Here is a 22,069-nt window from a genome sequence, read left to right on the forward strand (position 1 = left end):
TATTGATATTAATCAATAATATAGCAAAATTATTAAAATTATCAGAATAATATGGAGTTTTAAAATTAAGGATAAAAATGATTAAATGCTTTCATAAAATTAAAATAAGTAATAAAAATAATGTTATGCTACTATTTAGATTCCTTGAAATACTAAGTAAATTATGCTATAATAGTCCAAAAGTATTTTTTGTAGGAGAAAAGATGAGTATACTTGATAATTTAAATGAAAATCAAAGAAAAGCAGCAGAAATAATAGAAGGACCATTATTGATTTTAGCTGGTGCAGGAAGCGGAAAAACTAGGACATTGACATATAGAATAGCTCATATGATAAAAGAAAAAAATATTGAACCCTATTTTATATTAGCGGTAACATTTACAAATAAAGCAGCAAAAGAGATGAAAGAAAGAGTTGAGTCATTAGTAGGTATTGAAGGAGAAAAAGTAATGATATCAACATTTCATTCTTTTGGAGTAAGACTTCTTAGAATGTATGCAAAATATATAGGATATGATTCGAATTTTGGTATATATGATAGTGATGATCAATTATCCATAGTTAAAAGAATACTAAAAGAAATAGGTCGAGAGATAAATTTGACACCAAATAAAATTGTTTCAATAATAAGTAAAGCAAAAGAAGATGGAATAACTCCAGAAGAATTTGAAGAAAAGAGAGTATTTTTTCATGATTACAAAACCATTGCAGAAGTTTACAAAAGATATCAAAAAGAGCTTCTTAAAAATAATAGTATGGACTTTTCAGATCTTTTAATTTATACAAATAAACTTTTAGATATAGAGGAAGTTAAAGAAAAATTACAAAATAGATATAAATATATTATGGTAGACGAATATCAAGACACAAATGATATTCAATATCAGATTGTAACTAAAATTGCTTTAAAATATAGAAATTTATGTGTTGTAGGAGATGAAGATCAAAGTATATATGGATTTAGAGGAGCAAATATTGATAATATTTTAAATTTTGAAAAAGATTATAAAGATGCAAAAGTAATAAAATTAGAAAGGAATTATCGATCTACAGAAATAATATTAGAAGCTGCAAATTCAGTAATAAAAAATAATACTACTTCAAAAGGTAAAAAACTTTGGACAGATAAAAAAAGTAAGGATTTAATAACTGTATATGAAGCTAAAAATGGTATTGATGAAGCGTATTTTGTGGCACATAATATTATAAAAAACGTAGATAATGGTAGAAATTATAGAGAGTTTACTATTTTATATAGAACAAATGCACAATCCCGTATATTTGAAGAAGTTTTTTTAAAACATAATTTACCATATAAAATATTTGGTGGAATGCAATTTTATCAAAGAAAAGAGATAAAAGATATATTAGCATATTTAAATGTTATAAATAATCCAAATGATGATGTTAGTTTACTTAGAATAATAAATGTGCCAAATAGAAAAATAGGTGCAAGAACAATTGAAAAAATAAGAGATATTCAATATAAAAAAGGAATTAGTTTATTTGAAACTTTAAAATATATAGAAGAAGCTACAAGTGTGAGAAGTAATACGAAAAATTCTATAATTGAGTTATATAATTTCTTTAAAACACTTATAGAAGAAAAAGAATTTTTATCAGTTACAGAAATATTTGATGAAGTAATAGAAAAAACTAGATATTTAGACAGCTTGGAAGAAGAAGTTAGAGTAGAAAATGTACTCGAGTTAAAAAATTCTATAATAGAACAAGAAACTAGAGAAAATAATATACAACTTAGTGAATATTTAGAAAATATATCTCTAGTAAGTACAACTGATAATTTGGAAGAAAATCAAGATTATATAAAGCTTATGACTATTCATAATTCTAAAGGGCTCGAATTTCCAGTAGTTTATTTAGTTGGAATGGAAGAAGATATTTTTCCTGGTAAAAAGGTTGAATTTGATGATAAAGAACTTGAAGAGGAAAGACGACTTTGTTATGTTGCAATAACTAGAGCGGAAGAAAAACTTGTAATAACATATGCAAATGAAAGAAATATTTATGGAAGAATAGATAGCTTTAGAGATAAATCAAGATTTTTAGATGAAATACCAATGAACTTGTTAAAATATATAAATAGAAAAGAAGAAAAAACTATTATTAAAAAGGAAAAATCTAAAAAAATAGAAAATTTTAATCCATTTTCATTAAAAAACAAAGGGTTATTTAATGTTGGTGATAAAATATATCATAATAAATTTGGAAATGGAATAATTAAAAATATTGAAGAAAATAAAAGATTGATAATTAAATTTAAATACGAAGAAAAAAAAATAGCCATTGCCGTAGCTGAAAAAGTACTAAAAAAAATATAGTGTTATTTTAGGAAGGAATTTTTATGAAAAGAAAAACGATATCTAAAAATCTGAAATATAAGGGAATAGGGTTGCATAAAGGAGAAGATATCATTTTAAGACTTAAACCAGCTCCGGTTAATACTGGAATAGTTTTTTATAGAAAAGACTTAAAAGATGGGGAAAATAAAATAGTTTTAGATATAGATAATGTATTTGATTTAACTAGAGGAACAAATTTAATTAATGAATATAAAGCATCTGTTTATACAATAGAACATTTTTTATCATCACTTTATGTATTTGGGATAACAGATATTATTGTTGAAATAGACGGTAATGAATTACCTATTATAGATGGAAGTTCTAAAAAATTTATAGAATTAATAAAAGAAAATATAAAAGAATATAAAGAAGAGGTTGAAGAATTGATTATAAAAAAACCTATATATGTTACACATGGTGATAAACATGTAGTAGGACTTCCTTATGATGGATATAAAATTACTTATTCTGTCAATTATAATCACTCGTACTTAAAATCTCAATTACTTGAAATAGAAGTAAATGTAGATAACTATGTAAATGAAATTTCAGGAGCTAGAACTTTTTGTTTTGATTATGAAATAGAATATTTAAAGGCAAACAATTTAGCACTTGGTGGAAGCTTGGATAATGCAATTGTAATAAAAAAAGATGGAATATTAAATCCAGGAGGGCTTCGATATCAAGATGAATTTGTTAGACATAAAATTTTAGATCTAATAGGAGATTTAAAAGTATTAAATAGACCTATAAAAGGTCATATTATAGCAGTAAAAGCAGGACATGCAATAAATATTGATTTTGCAAGAGAGTTAGTTAAAAATTTTTTATAAAAATATTAAGAAAATTTGATATGGAGGAATGTTAATATGAAATTAGATGTTATGGAAATAATGAAAAGAATACCACACAGATACCCATTTTTATTAGTTGATAGAATTGAAGAATTAGAGCCAAATAAAAGAGTAGTTGCATATAAAAATGTAACTATAAATGAGGATTTTTTTAATGGACACTTTCCAGGTCATCCAATAATGCCAGGAGTATTAATAATAGAAGGTATGGCACAAGCTTTAGGTGTTTGTACAATGCCTGAAGGAGAAGAAAAAGTACCATATTTTATGGCAATAAATAATGTTAAATTTAGAAAACCTGTAAGACCAGGAGATAAATTAATTTATGATGTAGTAGTAGATAAATTAAAAGGTAAAATATTAAAAGCTACAGGAAAAGCTCTAGTAGATGGAGAAATAGTAGCTCAAGCAGAACTTATGTTCTCGATTATGGACAAATAAATTAGGAGGAGTATTATGATTCATGAAACTGCTATTATAGAAAAAGGAGCAGTAATTGGAGAAGATGTTGAAATAGGAGCTTATTGTTTTATTGGCAAAGATGTTAAAATAGGAAATGGTACTATTCTTAAATCACATGTAGTAGTAGAAGGTAAAACAACAATAGGTGAAAATAATATTATTTATCCTTATGCTTCTATTGGGCAGGATCCGCAAGATTTAAAATACAATGGAGAAGATACAGAACTTATTATTGGAGATAATAACAAGATAAGAGAATTTTGTACTATTAATAAAGGAACAACTGCTTCAAATAAAACAGTAATAGGGAATAATAATTTACTTATGGCATATGTACATGTTGCACATGATGTAGTAATAGGTGATAATTGTATATTTGCAAATTGTGCAACACTTGCAGGACATGTAGAAGTAGAAAATTTTGCAGTTGTTGGAGGACTTACAGGAGTGCATCAATTTTGTAAAATAGGTGAATCTGCGATGATAGGGGGAGCCACTAGAATAGTGCAAGATGTAGCGCCATTTGTTACTGTTGAAGGTAATGATGCAAAAACTAGAGGATTAAACTTATTAGGACTTAAAAGAAGAGGGTTTTCCAGAGAAGATATAAGAAATATAAAAACTGCATATAAAAAAATATTTATGTCAAAAATTAAATTAGAAAATGCATTAAATGAATTAGAGATAGAATTTAAAGATGATAAAAACATTATACATATGATAAAAACGATAAGAAGCTTTGATAGGGGGCTGACGAGATAGATGCAAAAGATAGGATTAATAGCTGGGAAGGGAGAACTACCTAATTATTTTATAAAACAAGCTGAAAAAAAAGGAATAGAAGTGTTTCCAATTGGATTTTTTGATGAAATAAATGATGAAATAAAAAAGCATAAAAATTTTATAAAAGTAAATATAGGAGAACTTGGGAAAATAATTTCTTATTTAATCATAAATAAAATATCAAAATTAATGATGATTGGTAAGGTAGAAAAAAATACTATATTTCAAAATATAAAATTTGATGAAACTTTTTCGGATTTACTTTCAAATCTTCCAGATCAAAAAGACGAAACACTTTTAATGGGAATAATAGGAATTCTTCAAAAAAGTGGAATAGATATATTGCCACAAAATTATATGTTAGACGATTTAATTACTGAAGAAAAAGTATATACGAATATAGACGTAGATTTAAGTGATATAGAAACTGTAAAAGTTGGAATAGAAGGCGCGAAAGCCTTAACCTCTATTGATGTGGGACAAACTGTTGTTGTAAAAGATAAATCTGTAGTAACTCTAGAAGGAATAGAAGGAACAGATGAAACAATAAAAAGAGCTTATAAATATGCTGGTGAAGGATGTATTATTGTAAAATTGGCAAGGCCTAATCAAGATTTAAGAGCAGATACGCCTGTAATAGGATTGGATACAGTAAAACAAGCTGTCGAAATAAAAGCAAAAGGAATAGTAATAGAAGCTAATAAAATGCTATTTTTTGAACAAGAGGAATCTATAGCTTTAGCAAATAAAAATAAATTATTTATTAAAGCTATAAAAAGATAGGAGGAAGGGTGAAATATTTTGTATCTACTGGTGAGTTATCTGGAGATGTTCACTTATCATATTTATTAAATGAAATAAAAAATGAAGATAAAAATGCTGAGTTTTATGGAATGGCAGGTGATAACTCAAAAAAAGTAGGTGTGAATTTACTTCAACATATAGATGATATTGCTGTTATGGGTTTTAAAGAAGCAGCAATGAAATATAATTATTTAAAGAAAAAGTTAGACTTTTTTATAAATTTTATTTTAAAAAATAATATTAAAAAAGTTATTTTAGTAGATTATGGAGGATTTAATATAAAATTTTTAGAAAAATTAAAACAAGTAGATAGTAGAATAAAAGTTTATTATTATATTCCACCTAAAGTATGGATATGGGGAGAAAAAAGAGTAGAAAAACTTAAATTAGCTGATAAACTTCTTGTTATTTTTCCATGGGAATTAGAATTTTATAAAAATAAGAATATTGATGTAAAATATTATGGAAATCCTTTCATTGAAAAATATAAAAAAATAGAAAAAAAAGGGGAAAAAATTTTAATATTACCAGGAAGTAGAAAGCAAGAAATAACTAAAATATTACCTACTTTATTAAAAGTAGTAGATAAATTAAAAAATGAAAAATTTATTTTGAAATTAGCTAATAAAAAAAGTTTATCATATATAAAAAAAGATTTATCAAAATATCATAATTTAGAAGTAAGCTATGATGAACTTAATAATTGTATAAAAAAATCAAAATATGCTATAGCAACTTCAGGAACCGTAGTTTTAGAATTAGCATTATTGGGATTACCTGGTATAGTTGTTTATAAAACTTCAATTATTAATGAAATAATAGTACGATTATTTATTAAACTAAAATATGTTTCATTACCAAATCTTACTTTAAATGAAGAAGTATATCCAGAATTATTACAAAATAACTTTAATTTAGATAAAATAATAGAAAAAATAGAATATATAGAGAAGAATAAAAAAGAAATAAATAAAAAAATAAATGAAATAAGAAATAAATTAGGGGGCAAAAATATAGTGAAAAAATATGCCCAATATATAATTAATAATTAATAAGAGAGGAGTCTTTTTGTGAAAAGAGATGATGGAAGAACACTTAATCAATTAAGAAAAATAAAAGTTACACCTAATTTTATAAAACATGCTGAAGGTTCTGTTCTTATAGAATGTGGAGAAACAAAAGTAATATGTAATGCTACAGTAAATGAAAATGTACCACCTTTTTTAAGAGGGAAAGGTACTGGATGGATTACAGCTGAATATTCAATGTTACCAAGAGCTACAGAAGACAGAAATATGAGAGAATCAGTTAAGGGAAAATTATCGGGAAGAACTATGGAAATACAAAGATTAATAGGAAGATCTCTTAGAGCGTGTATTGATTTAGAACAATTAGGAGAAAGAACAGTTATTTTGGATTGTGATGTAATACAAGCTGATGGTGGGACAAGAACTACTTCTATTACAGGAGCTTATATAGCATTAGAAATAGCTATAAAAAAATTGTTAAAAGAAAAGAAAATAAAAGAAAACCCTTTAAAATCACAAATAGCAGCTATAAGTGTAGGAATAAATAAAGGACAAGTAATGTTAGATCTTAAATATACAGAAGATAGTACTGCTGAAGTTGATATGAATGTAATTATGAATGATAAAGGTGAATTAATAGAAATTCAAGGAACAGGCGAAGAGGCCACGTTTACTAGAGAAGAACTTAATCAAATGCTTAATGTAGCAGAAGAAGGATTAAAACAAATATTTGAATTACAAAAAAAATATGTAGAAGAGGCATTTTAATGAAAAAAATATTTTTAGCTACTAAAAATAAAAAAAAAATTGAGGAAATAAAAACGATATTATCAAATTATAATATAGAAATAATATCAATAAATGATGGATATGATATACCTGAAGTTAAAGAAGATGGACTTACATTTATGTATAATTCTCAAAAGAAAGCATTGGAAATAGCTAAATATTTAAATATAATAACTATTGCTGACGACTCTGGTCTTTGTGTGGAAGCATTAAATGGAGAACCAGGAGTATATTCTGCTAGATATGCAGGCGAAGATACAGATGATAAAAAAAATAATGAAAAATTAATTAAAAATCTAAAAAAAATAGATAATAGAAACGCAAAATTTGTATGTGTAGTAAGTATAGCAAAACCAGACGGAACAGTTAAATCATATACTGGAGAAGTTATAGGAGAGATAATTGATATACCAAGAGGAACAAATGGTTTTGGATATGACCCACATTTTTATTATGAACCTTTTGACAAAACATTTGCAGAATTAACAAAAGAAGAGAAATCAAAAATAAGCCATAGAGGAAATGCATTAAAATTATTGAAAAAAGATTTAGTTGATTTTATAAAATAAGACTCAAAAGTTTCTTTTGAGTCTTTCTCTTTTATTGTAAAATAGTAAAAAATAGTATATAATTTATAAGATAAAAATAAAATATGAGTACTTTAAAAGACTAGTTAAGAAGATATTATTTAATTAATAAAAATATTAAAAAACTTAAGAAGACAATAAGTATAATAATTAATAAGAAATATAAACTAGGAGGAATAATATGCTAAAAGATAAGTTCACACCAAAAAAAATTGTAGAAGAGCTAGATAAATATATAATCTCTCAAGATGAAGCAAAAAAAAATGTAGCAATATCTCTTAGAAATAGATATAGAAGAAAGCAGATAGTGGATAAAAAATTGCAAATAGAAATAACACCAAAAAATATAATTCTTATAGGGCCTACAGGAGTTGGTAAAACTGAGATAGCAAGAAGACTTGCAAAAGTAACGGATTCTCCATTTATAAAAGTAGAAGCAACAAAATTTACTGAAGTGGGTTATGTAGGAAAAGATGTAGAGGCAATAATTAAAGATCTTGTAAATTTAACTTATCAAAATATGAAAAAAAGAAAAATAGAAGAACTAAGAGAAGAGTATCTTCCTATTATTTACAATAAAATAGCAAAAAAATTAAAACCTTATGAGCTATTAGATGAAGAAAAAGCTAAAATTATTGAAGAGATAAAAAAAGGTAAGTATGATGAAGAAAAGATTGAAATAGAAAGAAAACCAAAATTTGATATACCTGTAATTGAAATAAATGCTAGTTCACCTGACGAAGGCTTAAAAAATTTATTTGATTCAATATCACCTTTTGGGAAAAAAGATAATAAAAAGAATATAAAAGTTAAAAATGCAATAGATTATTTATTAAAAGAATTAATTGATGAAAGTATAGATACAGAAGAATTTATTCCAGAAGTATTAAAGAAAGTAGAAGAGGATGGAATAGTTTTTATAGATGAAATAGATAAAATAGCAGAAAGAGAATCATATAGTAGAGGGGAAGTTTCAAGACAAGGAGTTCAAAGAGATATATTACCTATTATAGAGGGTACCACAGTTATTACAAAATTTGGACCAGTGAAAACAGATCATATATTATTTATAGCGGCTGGAGCTTTTTCACAATCAAGTCCTAGTGACCTTATGCCTGAATTACAAGGAAGATTTCCAGTAAAAGTAGAATTAAAAAGTTTAACTAAAAAAGATTTTATTGAAATACTTACTAAAGTAGATAATAATTTATTAAAACAATATATAGAATTGTTAAAAGTAGATGGAGTAGAGCTTGAATTTACTAAAACAGCAATAGAAGTAATAGCAGAAATATCAATTGATTTAAATACTAAAGTAGAAAATATAGGAGCGAGAAGATTACATACTGTATTAGAAAGTGTATTAAAAGAGATAATGTTTGAAGCACCTTTTGAAAAAGAGAAAAAAATAAAATTGAATAGAAAAGATATAGAAAAAGTTTTTGATATAAAATCAGATAAAGAAAATCTAAATAATTATATTTTATGATGGAGAGATTATGTACTTAAAAAGCTTAGAAATTAATGGATTTAAATCATTTTCAGAAAAAATAGAAATAGAATTTATAAAAGGTATAACTTCGATAGTAGGACCTAATGGTAGCGGGAAATCTAATATATTAGATGCAATATTATGGGTATTGGGAGAACAATCCTATAAATCAATACGTGCAAAAGAAAGTCGAGACGTTATATTTCACAGCGCTAATAAAAGTAAAAACTTTGCAGAAGTAGTATTAGAGATTGACAATACGGATAGGCAATTAAAAATAGATGAAAATATAATTAAAGTAAGCAGAAAGCTTTTTAAAGATGGTAAAAATGAATATAGAATCAATGGAAATAAAGTTAGATTAAAAGATATTTCAGAATTATTTTTAGATACAGGAGTTGGAAAATCAGCTTATTCAGTAATAGGGCAAGGAAAAGTAGAAAGAATAATATCTTCATCTACAAAAGAGATAAGAGATATTATAGAAGAAGCTGCAGGAGTAAAAAAAATAAAGCTTCGAAAAGAGGAAGCTGAAAAAAAACTTGAAAAAGTAAAAAATGAAATAGAAAAAATAGGTTATGTAGAAACAGAACTTTTTAAAAATTATAAAACACTTGAATTACAATCACAAAAAGCTACGAAATATTTAGATATAAAAAATGAATTAGATAAATATAAAAAATTTATATATACAAATGAAAAGAAAGAACTCGAAAATCAATATAAAGAATATACAATTGAGTTAAAAGAGATAGAGAAAAGTATCAATAGAAATGATAAACTTTTTAAAAAAGAAGAAAAAGATTTAGAAAATATAAATAATTATCGACAAGAGATAAATAATATTATTGAAAAAAATAATAATGAAAATAAAAATTTAAGAAAATATATTGGAGATATAAAAAATCAAATAACTCTTTTTAGTGAAAGAAAAAGTAATTATAATAAAGAAATTGAAGAAAATGAAATAGTAGAAAAAAAATTAATAGAAAAAATTAGAAAATTGGAAGAAGAAAGAATTGAATTAAAAGAATCTATTGCTATAATTGAAAAAGAAATAATAAAAAAATTAGAGGTAAACAAAGAATATGAAGAAGAATTAAATAATAAAAGAACATTTTTAAAAAATAAGGAGTTAAATTTAAATTTTTTAAAAGAAAAAAGTATGAATCTTGAATTAGAAAAAATAAAATATCAAAATGATATAGAAACAAGTGATAAAAAAGTCAAATCAATTGAAAATAGAATAAATGAATTAAGAAAAGAATATGAAAAAAATAATAATGAATTATCAATTATAAATAAAGAAAAAGAGGAATTAGAAGAAAAAATAGAAAATTTAAAAAAGCTATTTGAAGAGTGTATAGAAAATAAAAATAAAGAAAAAGAAGAATTAGAAGAAAAGATAAAAGAAAAAGAAATTTTATTAAAAGAAAAAAATGAGATTATCTTTTTAAATAATAATTATATATCTAAATATGAAAATTTAAAAAAATTAGAAAAAAATAACGAGGGATTTATAAAAGGAGTAAAAGAACTAACAAATCAAAAAATATTTGGAGTATATGGTCCGCTAATATCCCTTATAGAAGTAGAGGAGAAATATCAAAAAGCAATAGAGGCAGCATTAGGGGGTAGTTTTCAAGATGTAGTTGTAAAAAATAGTGAAGTAGCAAAACAATGTGTTAAATTTTTAAAAAAAAATAAAATAGGAAGAGCTTCTTTTTTACCATTAGATATATTAAAATTTAAAGAACATAATTTTAATGAAAATATAGAAGGGGTTATTGGAATTGCAAGTAAATTAGTAAAATATGATAAAGAAATAGAAAATGCAGTGAAATATACACTTTCTAGAATATTAGTTGTAGACAATCTCGATAATAGTTTAAAAATATTAAAATCTAAAAATTTTAAATTTAACATAGTAACTTTAGATGGTGAATATTTGTCATCAAGTGGAAGAATAAGCGGTGGAATGAGTCTAAAATCTAATAGTTCACTTATATTTGAAAGAAGAAGAGAAATAAAAAAATTAGAAAAAATAATAGAGAAAAATAAATTGCTTATAGAAAGCAAAGAAAAAAAATTAGAAAATAAACTTAATAAAATAAGTATATCAACAGAAAAAATTAAAGAGTATGATATAAAAAAAGAAAATATAAAAGAAGAAGCAGAAAGAATTAAATTAGAAAAAAATGAATATGAAGTAGAAAAAATTAAACTTGAAAAAAGTATATCTATCTTAAAATATGAAATAGATGATTTAAAAGAAAATTTAAAAGAATTTACAAATTTAAAAGAAATTTCTAATAAAAAAATAAAAATAGTAGAAAAAAATTTGGTAGATATAAATAATAATATAGAAAATTTAAAAGAAGAAATAAAAAAAATAAGTGATGAAATAGAAAAATATGAAATAGAAAATTCAGATAAACAAATAGAAATATATAGTAAAAAAGAAAGGGTACGACAAGATAAGAATGTATTAGAGAAACTAGAATTAGAGATTAAAGAAAATCAACTTGAATTAGAAGAAAAAAGAAATAAAATAAAAAATTTGAAATTAAATTATGAGGATTTAAAAACTAGATTAGTTAATTTACACAGAAAACTAGAAGAAAATGCTGCAAATTTAGTAGTAGATGAAGAAAAATTAGAAAAATATAGAAAGGAGCTTTTAAATTTAGAAAAAAAAGAAAAAGAACTTATAATTTCTATAAAAAATTATGAAAAAGAGTTATTTAAATTAGAAAATTCTAAAATAAATTTAATAGATAGAAAAAATAAAATAGAAAGTTATATATTAAATGTAAAAGAAAAATTAAAAGAAATAAAAAATGTAGAATATATAGAATATAAAAAAGATGTAAAATCTATAAAAAAAGAGATATATAAATTAGAAATTGAATTGAAATCTATGGGGAATGTAAATCTTTTAGCAATAAAAGAATACGAAGAGGTAAAAAAAAGGTATGATTTTTTATTAGAGCAAAAAAATGATCTTTTAGGAAGTAAAGAAAAATTAAAAAACATTATAAAAGAGATTGAAAATAATATTGTAAATAATTTTTTAAATGCATATAAGTCTATTAATAAAAATTTTGGATATATGTGTAAAGAGATTCTTAATAATTCTATTGGGAAATTAGAATTAACAGATAAAGAAAATTTATTAGAAAGTGGAGTTGAACTTATTGTTAAATTTGCTAATAAAAAATCGCAAACATTAACTTTGTTATCAGGTGGAGAGAAATCAATGGTTGCAGTTGCTTTAATAATGGCTATATTTATGTATAAGCCAAGTCCGTTTACATTTTTTGATGAAATTGAAGCAGCTCTTGATGATACAAATACAAAAAGACTATTAAATAAATTAAAAGATTTTACAGATAAATCACAATTTATATTAATTACACATAATAAGCAAACAATGAAAGAATCAGATGTTTTATATGGTGTCACAATGGATAAAAAAATAGGTGAATCAAAAATATTAAGTGTATCTATGTAAAAAAGAGAGGGAACATGTATAATTTAGAAATTTTATTAAATCAGATAGATGGTATGGGATATAAAGGATATAAAGATATAAAAGGTAGTTATGATTTTAAAGAATATATTTTAAATATAATAAATGTACAAGGAGATCCTTTTGCATCTCCTTCATTTTTTGAAATAGAAATAGATATTAAAAATTTAAAATTACCAATGGAAGTATTTAAAGAAGATATTAAAATAGCCACAGAAGATTTTTTATTAAGAGAAATTTCAAAAAATATAAAAAGAATAAATACCAATCAAATAGGTAGTGGAAAAAGTGGGCATATTTATATTTTAAAACCAAGTAATAAGATTTTAAAAAGAAGTGCAATAGAAATAATTAAGAAAAAATTAAGTATAAAATTTTATGTAGGATTACCTGCTAAAGGAAGAAGAATTTTAGGCAGAGAAGCAATAAAAATAATATTTGAAAAATTGCCTGGAATATATAAAATTATTAAAAATGTAAATATTGAAAAATTAAAAAATCATATAAATTTATATAGAAATATTCAAAAAATAAGGGAATACTTAAAAAAAAATAATTATATTCTTTTTATTGCAAATGATTCTATACTTCCTAGAGAAAGTAGTATTTCAGAAAAACCTATGAAAAATGCGATAAAATTTCAATCACCTAAAGAACTAGAGATAGAAATACCTTTAGATAAAAATAAAATTATAAAAGGAATGGGGATCAAAGAAGGGATTACAGTTATAACTGGTGGTGGTTTTCATGGGAAAACAACACTTTTAGAAGCTATTGAAATGGGAATTTATAATCATATATATGGTGATGGAAGAGAATATGTAATAACAAGAGAAGATGCGATAAAAATAAAAGCTGAAAATGGGAGATTTATAAATAATACTAATATAAGTAGTTTTATACAAAATCTTCCAAATAAAAAAGATACAGAAAAATTTTTTACTGAAAATGCAAGTGGTTCAACATCACAAGCAGCAAATATAATAGAAGCATTAGAAATAGGGAGTAGATTTTTTTTAATAGATGAAGATACTACAGCAACTAATTTTATGATAAGAGATGATTTTATAAAAAAAATTATTGCAGACAATAAAGAGCCTATTAGACCTTTTATAGAAAACATTAAGGCATTAAAAGAGCAAAATGATACTTCAGTTATAATGATTGTAGGAAGCTTGTCAGAGTATTTTAAAATAGCAGATACAGTATTAATGCTTGATGAATATAGAGTAAAAAATATAACAAATAAAGTAAAAAAAATATTAGTGGATGATGTAATGCATAAAAACAATAAAATAATTGTTACTGATAGAAAATTAAATATTGAATATTGTAGAAATATTGTATTTAATAATAAATTTAAGATAAAAAATAAAGGTTTTGATGAATTGAATTTTGGAAATTATAATATTGATTTTAGAAATATTGAACAAATAGTTGAAGAAGGTCAAATAATTTTTATTGGCGAACTTATAAAAAGAATATTTAAAAGAAAAAATCAAACAGAATCATTATATAATATTTTAAATAGCTTAGAAAATAGACTTGAAAATGAAAATATTAGTGAAATACTAAATGCTAAAAGTGGAAAATATTGTGGTATAAGAAAATATGAAATAGCTATGGCTATAAATAGACTAAGAGAGCAAATTATAAAATAATCTTTAAAATAAAGATTATATGTGTTAAAATAATAAATATTTAAAAGAAAAATAGAAAGAGGAAAAAATGAAATTGCTATCATATTTATTTTTACTAATAACAACAATAAGAAATTTTTTATATGATAAAAACATATTAAAATCAAAAAAAATAGATGATTTATATATTGTATGTATAGGAAATGTTACTGTTGGAGGAACAGGGAAAACACCAACAGTACAATATTTAACAAATAAATTTATAGAACAAAATAAAAAAGTAGCTGTTGTATTGAGAGGATATAAAGGAAAAAGAGATATAGACCCTTTAATTGTAAGTGATGGAGAAAAAATATTTGTAACTGAAAAAGAAAGTGGGGATGAAGCATATTTACATGCAAAAAATTTATCTGTTCCTGTAGTTGTAGGAAAAGATAGGTATAAAGCTTGTAAATTAGCTAAAGATATTTTTGATGTTGATACAATTATATTAGATGACGGATTTCAGCATAGAAAATTATTTAGAGATAAAGATTTATTAGTTATAGATGCAAGTAACCCTTTTGGAAATGGGTATTTATTGCCTTATGGAAATTTAAGAGAAAGTTTAAAAAATATTGATAGGGCAGATGAAATTATTATAACAAAATCAGAACAAGTATCAAAAGAAAAATTAGATAAAATAATAAATGAATTAAAAAAATATAAAAAAAAAATAACAATTTCAGCATATAAAAATCTTTATTTTTATAATAAAAATAAAGATAAGGAAGAATTAAATATAATAAAAAATAAAAAAATATTTGTATTTTCAGGGTTAGGAAATCCTGAGCCTTTTTATAATAGTTTAAAAAAATTAAATCCAATAGATATTAAAATAAAAACTTTTCCAGATCATTATTCTCTAACAAAAGAAGAATATGATGATATATTAAAAGTAGCAAAAGATTTTGATTATATAATAACAACAGAGAAAGATTTTATCAAGTTAGATTTAGATAAAACTCCTGATAATTTATTAGTGCTAAAAATAGATTTTACAATTTTGGAGGATAATTTATGTGTATAGAAAATAAAGATTTTTTAGATATTTTAAGAGAAAAAGATTATAATAATTTTGAAAAAGAATATAATAAAGGGATGTTAAATTTTTTAATTAAAATAGCGCCATTTACTAATAAAAGAACATATTTTAAAATATATAATAATGGAAATATAATAAAATATGGATTTAATAAAATATATCTTTATTTAGCTTTTTTAAATGAAATATCTACAGAAAAATTAATTGATTTTTTAGATAAAAAAAATAGAATTAAATTTAAAAAAATAGATAGATTAAGTGGAATATCTACAAAAAAATTAAGTCAGAATATATTTAAGATTTTTTATAATAGAGATTTTAATATTGCAATAAAATATTGTAAAGAATTGTATTTAAAAGATAAAAATTTATTTATAGAATTGATAACAAAATATGTATTAATGAACGATATTTATTCAGAAAAATCTTTATTTTTTATATCTTTTATAGAATTAACAAAATATATAGAAAATAAAAATGATATTGATTATATTTTATATCCATTTATTTATTATTTAGTAAATAGAGAATCAGATTTTTATGAATATGAAAATTCTAAAGAAGAAAAAATTGATATAGAAACTAAAATTTTTGAAAATTATGATAAATTATTATGTTTAGAAGGATTAAATATACTAGCATATTATATTCTCTTAAAAAAATCAAATATAGAAAATAAAGATAGATATTATTTTATAATATTAAATAAAATAGACACTTTAAAAGTAAAAAATAAATTATCAAAAGAAGAAGAAAAAATTATAGGTAAATTTTTAAATATTATAAAAGGGTGATTGCGTTGAAATGTTTAAATTGTAATACAGAAATTACAGATATAAAGTGTAACAATTGTGGAACAGATTTAAAAGACTATTTTTATAAGTTGGCTGATGATGCGCAAGTAAATAGACGTTATAAAGAAGCTATGAAATATATGCTATTTTTACAAGAAAAAATAGATGATGAAGAAGAATTAAATGAAATAGAAAAAAAAATAGCTAGACTTGAATTTGCAATGACAGATTTAACGGGAAAAGAATTAGATAAAAAAAGATTTAATATAGAAAAGATAATAAAATTATTAGCAGGAATTTCTTTATTATTATTATTATTAGCTTTAGGAATGCGAACTTATATAAATAATGGGAATGTTAATACATTAAATACAACAGTGTTATTAAATATAATAGAAGATAATCCTAAAAACAGAAGTGAAAATATAAAAAAAATAGAAAAAATATTAACCTATATAGAAAATAATAATTTTAAATATAATCTTAATATTAACGGAATATTATTAAAATATATATCGCAAAACAGAAAAGATATAATAGAAAAAATAAATAAATTAATAAAAAAAGACAAAGTAGAAATAGTAGCAAGTAGTTATTCTGGTGGGATTTTAGCTGCTTTTACTGATGAAATAATAGATTTACAGATAAAAAAAGATATAGAATTAAAAGAAAAGTTATTTAATAATAAACCAAAAGTTTTTTATTTAAATGGAGGAATATGGGATAGTAAAATAAGTAATAAATTAAAAGAAAATGGTATAAAACTTATAATATTAGAAGATAAAATTATAAAAAATAGTAGTAATAAATATAATGAATATGTTGTTAGACAATTAAATGATATGTATTTATTAAGTGATGATAAAGATTTTATTGTTAAATTAGAAGAATATTTATTTTATAAAAAAGATGATATTTTTAATGAAATTAAAAATTATATAAATAAAATAGCTAAATTAAATAGTAATGAAAATTTTGTTTTAAATTACTCTTCAAAATTTATTTTAGATGAAATTGATGAAGAAGATGTAGAAAAAATGTTGAAATATTTAGAAAATATAGATAATATAATTTCATTAAATTATAATGAAATTTATAATAAAAAAGATCTAGTTGTGGAAAAATTAAAAAATGTTCAAAATGGAACATCAATTTTTACAGATGTATTAGTAGAGAGATTGGGAAATTATAATAATTGGTTTGAATATAAAGATAATTCACCAGATTTTAAAAAAATATCAAAATATTTTGAACTTCAATATAATAATTTATTAAAAATAAAAAATATAAATGAAAAATTTTATAATATATATTTAAATTATTTTTTAAAAGCTCAATTTAAATATGGATTTCCAAATAATTTTAGTACGGAATATATTAAAAATTTAAATGATATTTATATTCTAAGCACTTTATTATTAAATAATACTAAAGAGATAAAGAAAGATAATAAAGAATATATATTTAATGAAAAAACACTTTATATTTTAGAAAATAAAAAAATATTGTTTTATTATAATTTGGATACAGGAAATTTAATAGATAACTTAGAGAGTAAAAAAGCTATCAATATAGCTTTAAAATAGGAGGGAATAATGATAAATTATTTAAATTCAAAACTTATTTTATTTGAAGATAACAAAACAGATAAAAAACAAATTTTAAAAAAAATAGTCGATATAATGTATGAAAATAGTGATAAAATAAAAAATAAAGATAAATTTTTAGAAAATATATTTAAAAGAGAAGAAGCTGGGACTACAGGAATTGGAAGACAAATTGTAGTTCCACATGCTAGATGTGAAGAGTTAGAAGGTATAGTTATGAGTGTAACATTATTAAAAACTCCTATTGACTTTAACACACCTGATGGAGAACCAGCAAAAATAATAATAATGGTAGGAGCACCAACAACTAAAAATACAGAATATTTAAAATTATTATCAAGAATATCTAGAGTATTTAGAGATAAAAATATAAGAGAAGATATTATTACTTCTGAATCAAAAGAGGAAATATTAGAAATAATAGCATCAATAGAGTTATAGAATGGTGGTACTTAAATTATGAAAATTGGAATATATGGAGGAAGTTTTAATCCTATACATTTTGGACATATTTTTTTGGCTGAATATATAAGGGAAGAATTAAAATTTGATAAAATATTATTTATACCTGTAGGAATTCCTTCGCATAGAGAAAATAATTTAATAGATTATAAGCATAGAGTAAATATGATAAAATTGAGTATACAAGATAATAAATATTTTGAATTGTGTGAAATAGAAAAAAATAAAATTTCGTTTACTTATGATACTTATAAAGAGTTGAAAAAAAAATATCCTAAAGATGAACTGTATGAAATAATAGGAGAAGATTCTGCTGCATATCTTTATAAATGGAAAGATTATGAAGAGATGATAAAGCATGTAAAATTTATAGTAGCAAAAAGATCAAATAGTAGTTATAAATCAAGTGAGAAAAATATAATAATTTTAAATAGTCCTATTATTGAAATAAGTGCATCAGATATTAGAAATCGTATTAAAATAAGAAAAAGTATTAAATATTATTTACATCAAGATGTGAAAGAATATATAGAGAAAAACAAATTATATTATTAAGGGGGAAAAATGCTACTAAAATTTAATGATACTACATTAATCGAAACAATAAGGCCAAGAGAAGGAAAAGGCAAAATAAAAGGATATAGATATTTAGAGAATATTGAATTAGAAAATAATTTAAAAGGATTTTATGTAAATGAACTTGAAGTAGGATCAGAAGTAGGTTATCATCAGCATATAGAAGATGAAGAAATTTATTATGTTTTAGAAGGAAAAGGAATTATAAATGATAATGGAGAAGAAAAAGAAATATCAGTAGGAGACCTTATTTATACAAAAGATGGTGAAAGACATAGTATAAAAAATACAGGAGATACTAGTCTTAAATTTATAGCTTTTATTATAAAAAAATAGAGGATGTTATGAAGAATTTAATAATTTTTTTTAAAGGATTTGCAAGTATTCAAGAAATGTATACAGGGTTTATACCTCAAGGATATGATTATGTATTTTATGATGAATTAGAGTCAAAAAATATAAAAAATATAGTAAAGAACTATAAAACTATAATATTTTTAGGGTGGTCTTTAGGCAGTTTATTAGCTATTAAAAGTATTAATGAGATCAAGCCAAATAAGTTGGTGTTAATATCACCGACATTTAATTTCACTGAAAATTTTTCTAAACAAATTTTAGAAAAAATGCAAAAGAATATATTGAAAAACAAAGAATTAACATTAAAACAATTTTTTAAAAATTGTTTTTTTTATAAAGAAAATTATAAAAAATTTATTGAAAAATATTTTAATAATATAAAAAAAATTGAAGAAAAAAAGCTTATAAAAGAATTGGAATATTTGAAAAATATAAAAATAAAAGAAGAAAAATTTAATATTGAGTCATTAATAATATATTCAAATAAAGATAAAATAATTTTTAAAGAATCATCTATAAAAGTATTTAATAATTTTTTTAATTCAAAAAAAATAGAAATAGATAATTGTGGACATATTATTTTTTTTGAAAAAGATATTTATGAAATAGTAAGGAGTTTTATAATTGATAAATAAAAAATATGTACAAAATAATTTTTCAAAAAGTGTAAATAGTTATGATTCTTATGCAAAGATACAAAAAATAATGGCACAAGACTTATATAATTTTTTACCAAATATAAAAAATCCTAAAATATTAGAAATAGGATGTGGAACAGGAATATTTACTGAATATCTTTTTAAAAAATATGAAAATATGACTTTAGATGTAGTTGATATATCAAACGATATGATAGATATAGTAAAATTAAAATATAAAGACAAAATAAATAGTTATATTGTTTGTGATGCTGAAGAATATCTTTTTAAAAATCAAAAATATGATTTAATTGTATCAAATGCAGTATTTCAGTGGTTTAATAATTTAGAAAAAACTTTAGACTATTATAAAACAATATTAAATAATAATGGTAAAATAATTTTTGCTACTTTTATAGATAAAACTTATTATGAATTAAGAAATGCATTTTATGAATATAATAAAGACTTTATATTTTCTCAAAAATTTATTAAATTAGAGTATTTTAAAAAAAGAAAAGATATTGAAATATTAAAAAATGAACACTACATTGAAAGATATAATAATTTATTAGAGTTTTTAAAAAGTATAAAAAAAATAGGTGCTAATAGTGCGTTACAATCAAGAAAACTATTAACTAAAAATATATTGAGAAATGTAGAAAAAAAATATATTGAATTGTATAAAGAAATAAAAGTTACAAATGATATAATATATGCTAAAATAGAATTATTATAAAAAACAAAAAAATTATTTATAATGAATAATTTATCTTTATTTTTAATTGACAAAATACAATAATAATATTAGAATATACCTCATGATTAAAAGAGGTGATAAAAATGAGCAAAAAAATAAATTTAACGACTGGAAATATCTATTTAGCTTTATTAAAATTAGCATTACCAATAATGGGGACTTCATTTTTACAAATGGCATATAATTTAACGGATATGATATGGCTTGGGAGATTAAGTAGTAATGCAGTAGCGGCAGTGGGAACAGCTGGTTTTTTTATGTGGTTTGGATTCTCCGTAACTCTTATTAGTAAAACAGGAGTAGAAGTTTTAGTAGGTCAATATGTTGGGGCAAATAATTATAAAAAAGCTAAAGAAGCAAGTGAAAATGGAGTGATGTTAAATAGCATTTTGATATTTATATATTCAATTGCGATCCTTATATTTAGGCATAATATTCTTAGCTTTTTTAATTTAACTGGAAATACATTAAAGGTAGCAAAAGATTATCTTTTTATTGTTGGAATGTTTTTTGTACCAGGATATTTAATCCAAATATTTTCTAGTATAATAACAGGATATGGAGATAGTCATACACCATTTATTTATAATACTGTAGGACTTATTTTAAATATAGTATTAGATCCTTTATTTATATTTGGATTTAAATTTAATGCAATAGGAACAGCAGTTGCAACGATTTTATCTCAGGCTGTAGTTTTTATTTTATTTGTGGTTAAGATAAAAAATTATCCATTTGAGAATTTTAAGTTTTTTAATAAAATAGACATAAAAATAATAAAAAAAATAATAAAAATTGGGATACCAGTTGCATTTCAAAATATGTTTTTTGCAACAATATCTATGAATATAGCTAAAATTATTTCTAATTGGGGGGAAGTGGCCATTGCAATACAAAAAATAGGAGCACAAATAGAATCTCTTTCTTGGATGACAGCAGGGGGAATAGCAACGGCTCTTGGAACTTTTACGGCTCAAAATTATGGAAATAAAAATAAAGAGAGAATAATAAAAGGGTATTATAGTGCATTAAGTATAACAGTGATAATAGGTTTAATTGCTACTTTATTATTTTATATCTTTAGAAGTGAAATATTTAAATTTTTTGTTCCAAATGATAAAAAAGTAATATTACTTGGTTCGGATTATTTAAAAATATTAGCAATTTCACAAGTTTTTATGTGTCTTGAAATAACAACAATGGGATTATTTAATGGTGTATCTAAAACTATACCACCTGCAATAATAAGTATTGTATTCACGGGACTTCGTATACCAATAGCTATATACTTTGCATATAATTTAAATTTAGGACTTAATGGGGTCTGGTGGAGTATTTCAATATCTAGTATTATAAAAGGTATAGTAGCAATAATATGGTTTTATGTTGACTTTATTATAAAGAAAAAAATATTTGTAATAGAGGGGTAATCCCTCTTTTTTTATTGAAAAAAA

Annotated in this window: 20 protein-coding genes; all 20 read left to right on the forward strand. The window is 22.5% G+C overall.

All coding sequences use genetic code 11. From position 1 onward, the window contains the following. Positions 1-203 precede the first annotated feature (203 nt). The 20 genes from EV215_RS02800 (at position 204) to EV215_RS02895 (ending at position 22,045) form a co-directional block, all read left to right on the forward strand. On the forward strand, positions 204-2,342 hold the full coding sequence (locus tag EV215_RS02800) for an ATP-dependent helicase (protein WP_134112471.1): 2,139 nt from the start codon (positions 204-206) through the stop codon (positions 2,340-2,342). Between the two features lie 23 nt (positions 2,343-2,365). Beyond that, entirely contained in the window at positions 2,366-3,199 is an 834-nt protein-coding gene (lpxC, locus tag EV215_RS02805; protein WP_134112472.1) for a UDP-3-O-acyl-N-acetylglucosamine deacetylase, read from the forward strand. Positions 3,200-3,235: 36 nt separating this feature from the next. Next, positions 3,236-3,661, forward strand: coding sequence for a 3-hydroxyacyl-ACP dehydratase FabZ (gene fabZ / locus EV215_RS02810; RefSeq protein WP_134112473.1), 426 nt, complete (start codon positions 3,236-3,238; stop codon positions 3,659-3,661). A 15-nt stretch (positions 3,662-3,676) separates the two neighbouring features. Next, positions 3,677-4,444, forward strand: a complete 768-nt coding sequence (lpxA, locus tag EV215_RS02815) for an acyl-ACP--UDP-N-acetylglucosamine O-acyltransferase (protein ID WP_134112474.1) — start codon at positions 3,677-3,679, stop codon at positions 4,442-4,444. Continuing rightward, positions 4,445-5,248, forward strand: coding sequence for an LpxI family protein (locus EV215_RS02820; RefSeq protein ID WP_134112475.1), 804 nt, complete (start codon positions 4,445-4,447; stop codon positions 5,246-5,248). It begins immediately after the preceding gene. A gap of 8 nt (positions 5,249-5,256) precedes the next feature. Further along, the gene (gene lpxB / locus EV215_RS02825) at positions 5,257-6,321 is read left to right on the forward strand and encodes a lipid-A-disaccharide synthase (RefSeq protein WP_134112476.1); all 1,065 of its coding nucleotides are present in this window, start codon (positions 5,257-5,259) and stop codon (positions 6,319-6,321) included. Positions 6,322-6,339: 18 nt separating this feature from the next. Further along, the gene (rph, locus tag EV215_RS02830) at positions 6,340-7,065 is read left to right on the forward strand and encodes a ribonuclease PH (RefSeq protein WP_134112477.1); all 726 of its coding nucleotides are present in this window, start codon (positions 6,340-6,342) and stop codon (positions 7,063-7,065) included. Continuing rightward, positions 7,065-7,655 carry an XTP/dITP diphosphatase gene (locus tag EV215_RS02835; RefSeq protein ID WP_134112478.1) on the forward strand — a complete coding sequence of 197 codons (591 nt, stop codon included), beginning with the start codon at positions 7,065-7,067 and terminating at the stop codon, positions 7,653-7,655. The genes rph and EV215_RS02835 overlap by 1 nt, the downstream gene beginning before the upstream one ends. Before the next feature lie 199 nt (positions 7,656-7,854). Continuing rightward, positions 7,855-9,162, forward strand: coding sequence for an ATP-dependent protease ATPase subunit HslU (gene hslU, locus EV215_RS02840; protein WP_134112479.1), 1,308 nt, complete (start codon positions 7,855-7,857; stop codon positions 9,160-9,162). Between the two features lie 10 nt (positions 9,163-9,172). Then, on the forward strand, positions 9,173-12,679 hold the full coding sequence (smc, locus tag EV215_RS02845) for a chromosome segregation protein SMC (protein ID WP_134112480.1): 3,507 nt from the start codon (positions 9,173-9,175) through the stop codon (positions 12,677-12,679). A gap of 14 nt (positions 12,680-12,693) precedes the next feature. Beyond that, a complete protein-coding gene (locus EV215_RS02850) occupies positions 12,694-14,358 on the forward strand; it encodes an ABC-ATPase domain-containing protein (RefSeq protein ID WP_134112481.1) in 1,665 nt (554 codons plus the stop codon). Between the two features lie 67 nt (positions 14,359-14,425). Next, positions 14,426-15,406: a tetraacyldisaccharide 4'-kinase gene (lpxK, locus tag EV215_RS02855; RefSeq protein ID WP_134112482.1), complete on the forward strand. Its 981-nt coding sequence runs from the start codon at positions 14,426-14,428 to the stop codon at positions 15,404-15,406. Continuing rightward, positions 15,397-16,215, forward strand: coding sequence for a hypothetical protein (locus EV215_RS02860; RefSeq protein WP_134112483.1), 819 nt, complete (start codon positions 15,397-15,399; stop codon positions 16,213-16,215). The genes lpxK and EV215_RS02860 overlap by 10 nt, the downstream gene beginning before the upstream one ends. A gap of 5 nt (positions 16,216-16,220) precedes the next feature. Next, a complete protein-coding gene (locus EV215_RS02865; RefSeq protein ID WP_134112484.1) occupies positions 16,221-17,801 on the forward strand; it encodes a hypothetical protein in 1,581 nt (526 codons plus the stop codon). A gap of 9 nt (positions 17,802-17,810) precedes the next feature. Continuing rightward, positions 17,811-18,263 carry a PTS sugar transporter subunit IIA gene (locus tag EV215_RS02870; protein ID WP_134112485.1) on the forward strand — a complete coding sequence of 151 codons (453 nt, stop codon included), beginning with the start codon at positions 17,811-17,813 and terminating at the stop codon, positions 18,261-18,263. Positions 18,264-18,281: 18 nt separating this feature from the next. Continuing rightward, the gene (nadD, locus tag EV215_RS02875; RefSeq protein WP_134112486.1) at positions 18,282-18,839 is read left to right on the forward strand and encodes a nicotinate (nicotinamide) nucleotide adenylyltransferase; all 558 of its coding nucleotides are present in this window, start codon (positions 18,282-18,284) and stop codon (positions 18,837-18,839) included. A 9-nt stretch (positions 18,840-18,848) separates the two neighbouring features. Then, the gene (locus EV215_RS02880; RefSeq protein WP_134112487.1) at positions 18,849-19,196 is read left to right on the forward strand and encodes a cupin domain-containing protein; all 348 of its coding nucleotides are present in this window, start codon (positions 18,849-18,851) and stop codon (positions 19,194-19,196) included. Positions 19,197-19,204: 8 nt separating this feature from the next. Continuing rightward, a complete protein-coding gene (locus tag EV215_RS02885; RefSeq protein WP_134112488.1) occupies positions 19,205-19,852 on the forward strand; it encodes an alpha/beta fold hydrolase in 648 nt (215 codons plus the stop codon). Beyond that, positions 19,842-20,594: a methyltransferase domain-containing protein gene (locus EV215_RS02890; RefSeq protein WP_134112489.1), complete on the forward strand. Its 753-nt coding sequence runs from the start codon at positions 19,842-19,844 to the stop codon at positions 20,592-20,594. Before EV215_RS02885 ends, EV215_RS02890 begins: the two co-directional genes overlap by 11 nt. A 104-nt stretch (positions 20,595-20,698) precedes the next feature. Beyond that, positions 20,699-22,045 carry an MATE family efflux transporter gene (locus EV215_RS02895; RefSeq protein WP_134112490.1) on the forward strand — a complete coding sequence of 449 codons (1,347 nt, stop codon included), beginning with the start codon at positions 20,699-20,701 and terminating at the stop codon, positions 22,043-22,045. The last annotated feature ends 24 nt before the right edge of the window (positions 22,046-22,069 follow it).

Origin of the sequence: Hypnocyclicus thermotrophus, from assembly GCF_004365575.1 — a bacterium.
Classification (GTDB): domain Bacteria; phylum Fusobacteriota; class Fusobacteriia; order Fusobacteriales; family Fusobacteriaceae; genus Hypnocyclicus; species Hypnocyclicus thermotrophus.

What these genes read in the sequence shown, in the direction of transcription:
- EV215_RS02800 (WP_134112471.1), top strand. Translation starts at nt 204, where the DNA reads ATGAGTATACTTGATAATTTAAATGAAAATCAAAGAAAAGCAGCAGAA.
- lpxC (WP_134112472.1), top strand. Translation starts at nt 2,366, where the DNA reads ATGAAAAGAAAAACGATATCTAAAAATCTGAAATATAAGGGAATAGGG.
- fabZ (WP_134112473.1), top strand. Translation starts at nt 3,236, where the DNA reads ATGAAATTAGATGTTATGGAAATAATGAAAAGAATACCACACAGATAC.
- lpxA (WP_134112474.1), top strand. Translation starts at nt 3,677, where the DNA reads ATGATTCATGAAACTGCTATTATAGAAAAAGGAGCAGTAATTGGAGAA.
- EV215_RS02820 (WP_134112475.1), top strand. Translation starts at nt 4,445, where the DNA reads ATGCAAAAGATAGGATTAATAGCTGGGAAGGGAGAACTACCTAATTAT.
- EV215_RS02835 (WP_134112478.1), top strand. Translation starts at nt 7,065, where the DNA reads ATGAAAAAAATATTTTTAGCTACTAAAAATAAAAAAAAAATTGAGGAA.
- hslU (WP_134112479.1), top strand. Translation starts at nt 7,855, where the DNA reads ATGCTAAAAGATAAGTTCACACCAAAAAAAATTGTAGAAGAGCTAGAT.
- smc (WP_134112480.1), top strand. Translation starts at nt 9,173, where the DNA reads ATGTACTTAAAAAGCTTAGAAATTAATGGATTTAAATCATTTTCAGAA.
- EV215_RS02850 (WP_134112481.1), top strand. Translation starts at nt 12,694, where the DNA reads ATGTATAATTTAGAAATTTTATTAAATCAGATAGATGGTATGGGATAT.
- lpxK (WP_134112482.1), top strand. Translation starts at nt 14,426, where the DNA reads ATGAAATTGCTATCATATTTATTTTTACTAATAACAACAATAAGAAAT.
- EV215_RS02860 (WP_134112483.1), top strand. Translation starts at nt 15,397, where the DNA reads ATGTGTATAGAAAATAAAGATTTTTTAGATATTTTAAGAGAAAAAGAT.
- EV215_RS02870 (WP_134112485.1), top strand. Translation starts at nt 17,811, where the DNA reads ATGATAAATTATTTAAATTCAAAACTTATTTTATTTGAAGATAACAAA.
- nadD (WP_134112486.1), top strand. Translation starts at nt 18,282, where the DNA reads ATGAAAATTGGAATATATGGAGGAAGTTTTAATCCTATACATTTTGGA.
- EV215_RS02880 (WP_134112487.1), top strand. Translation starts at nt 18,849, where the DNA reads ATGCTACTAAAATTTAATGATACTACATTAATCGAAACAATAAGGCCA.
- EV215_RS02885 (WP_134112488.1), top strand. Translation starts at nt 19,205, where the DNA reads ATGAAGAATTTAATAATTTTTTTTAAAGGATTTGCAAGTATTCAAGAA.
- EV215_RS02895 (WP_134112490.1), top strand. Translation starts at nt 20,699, where the DNA reads ATGAGCAAAAAAATAAATTTAACGACTGGAAATATCTATTTAGCTTTA.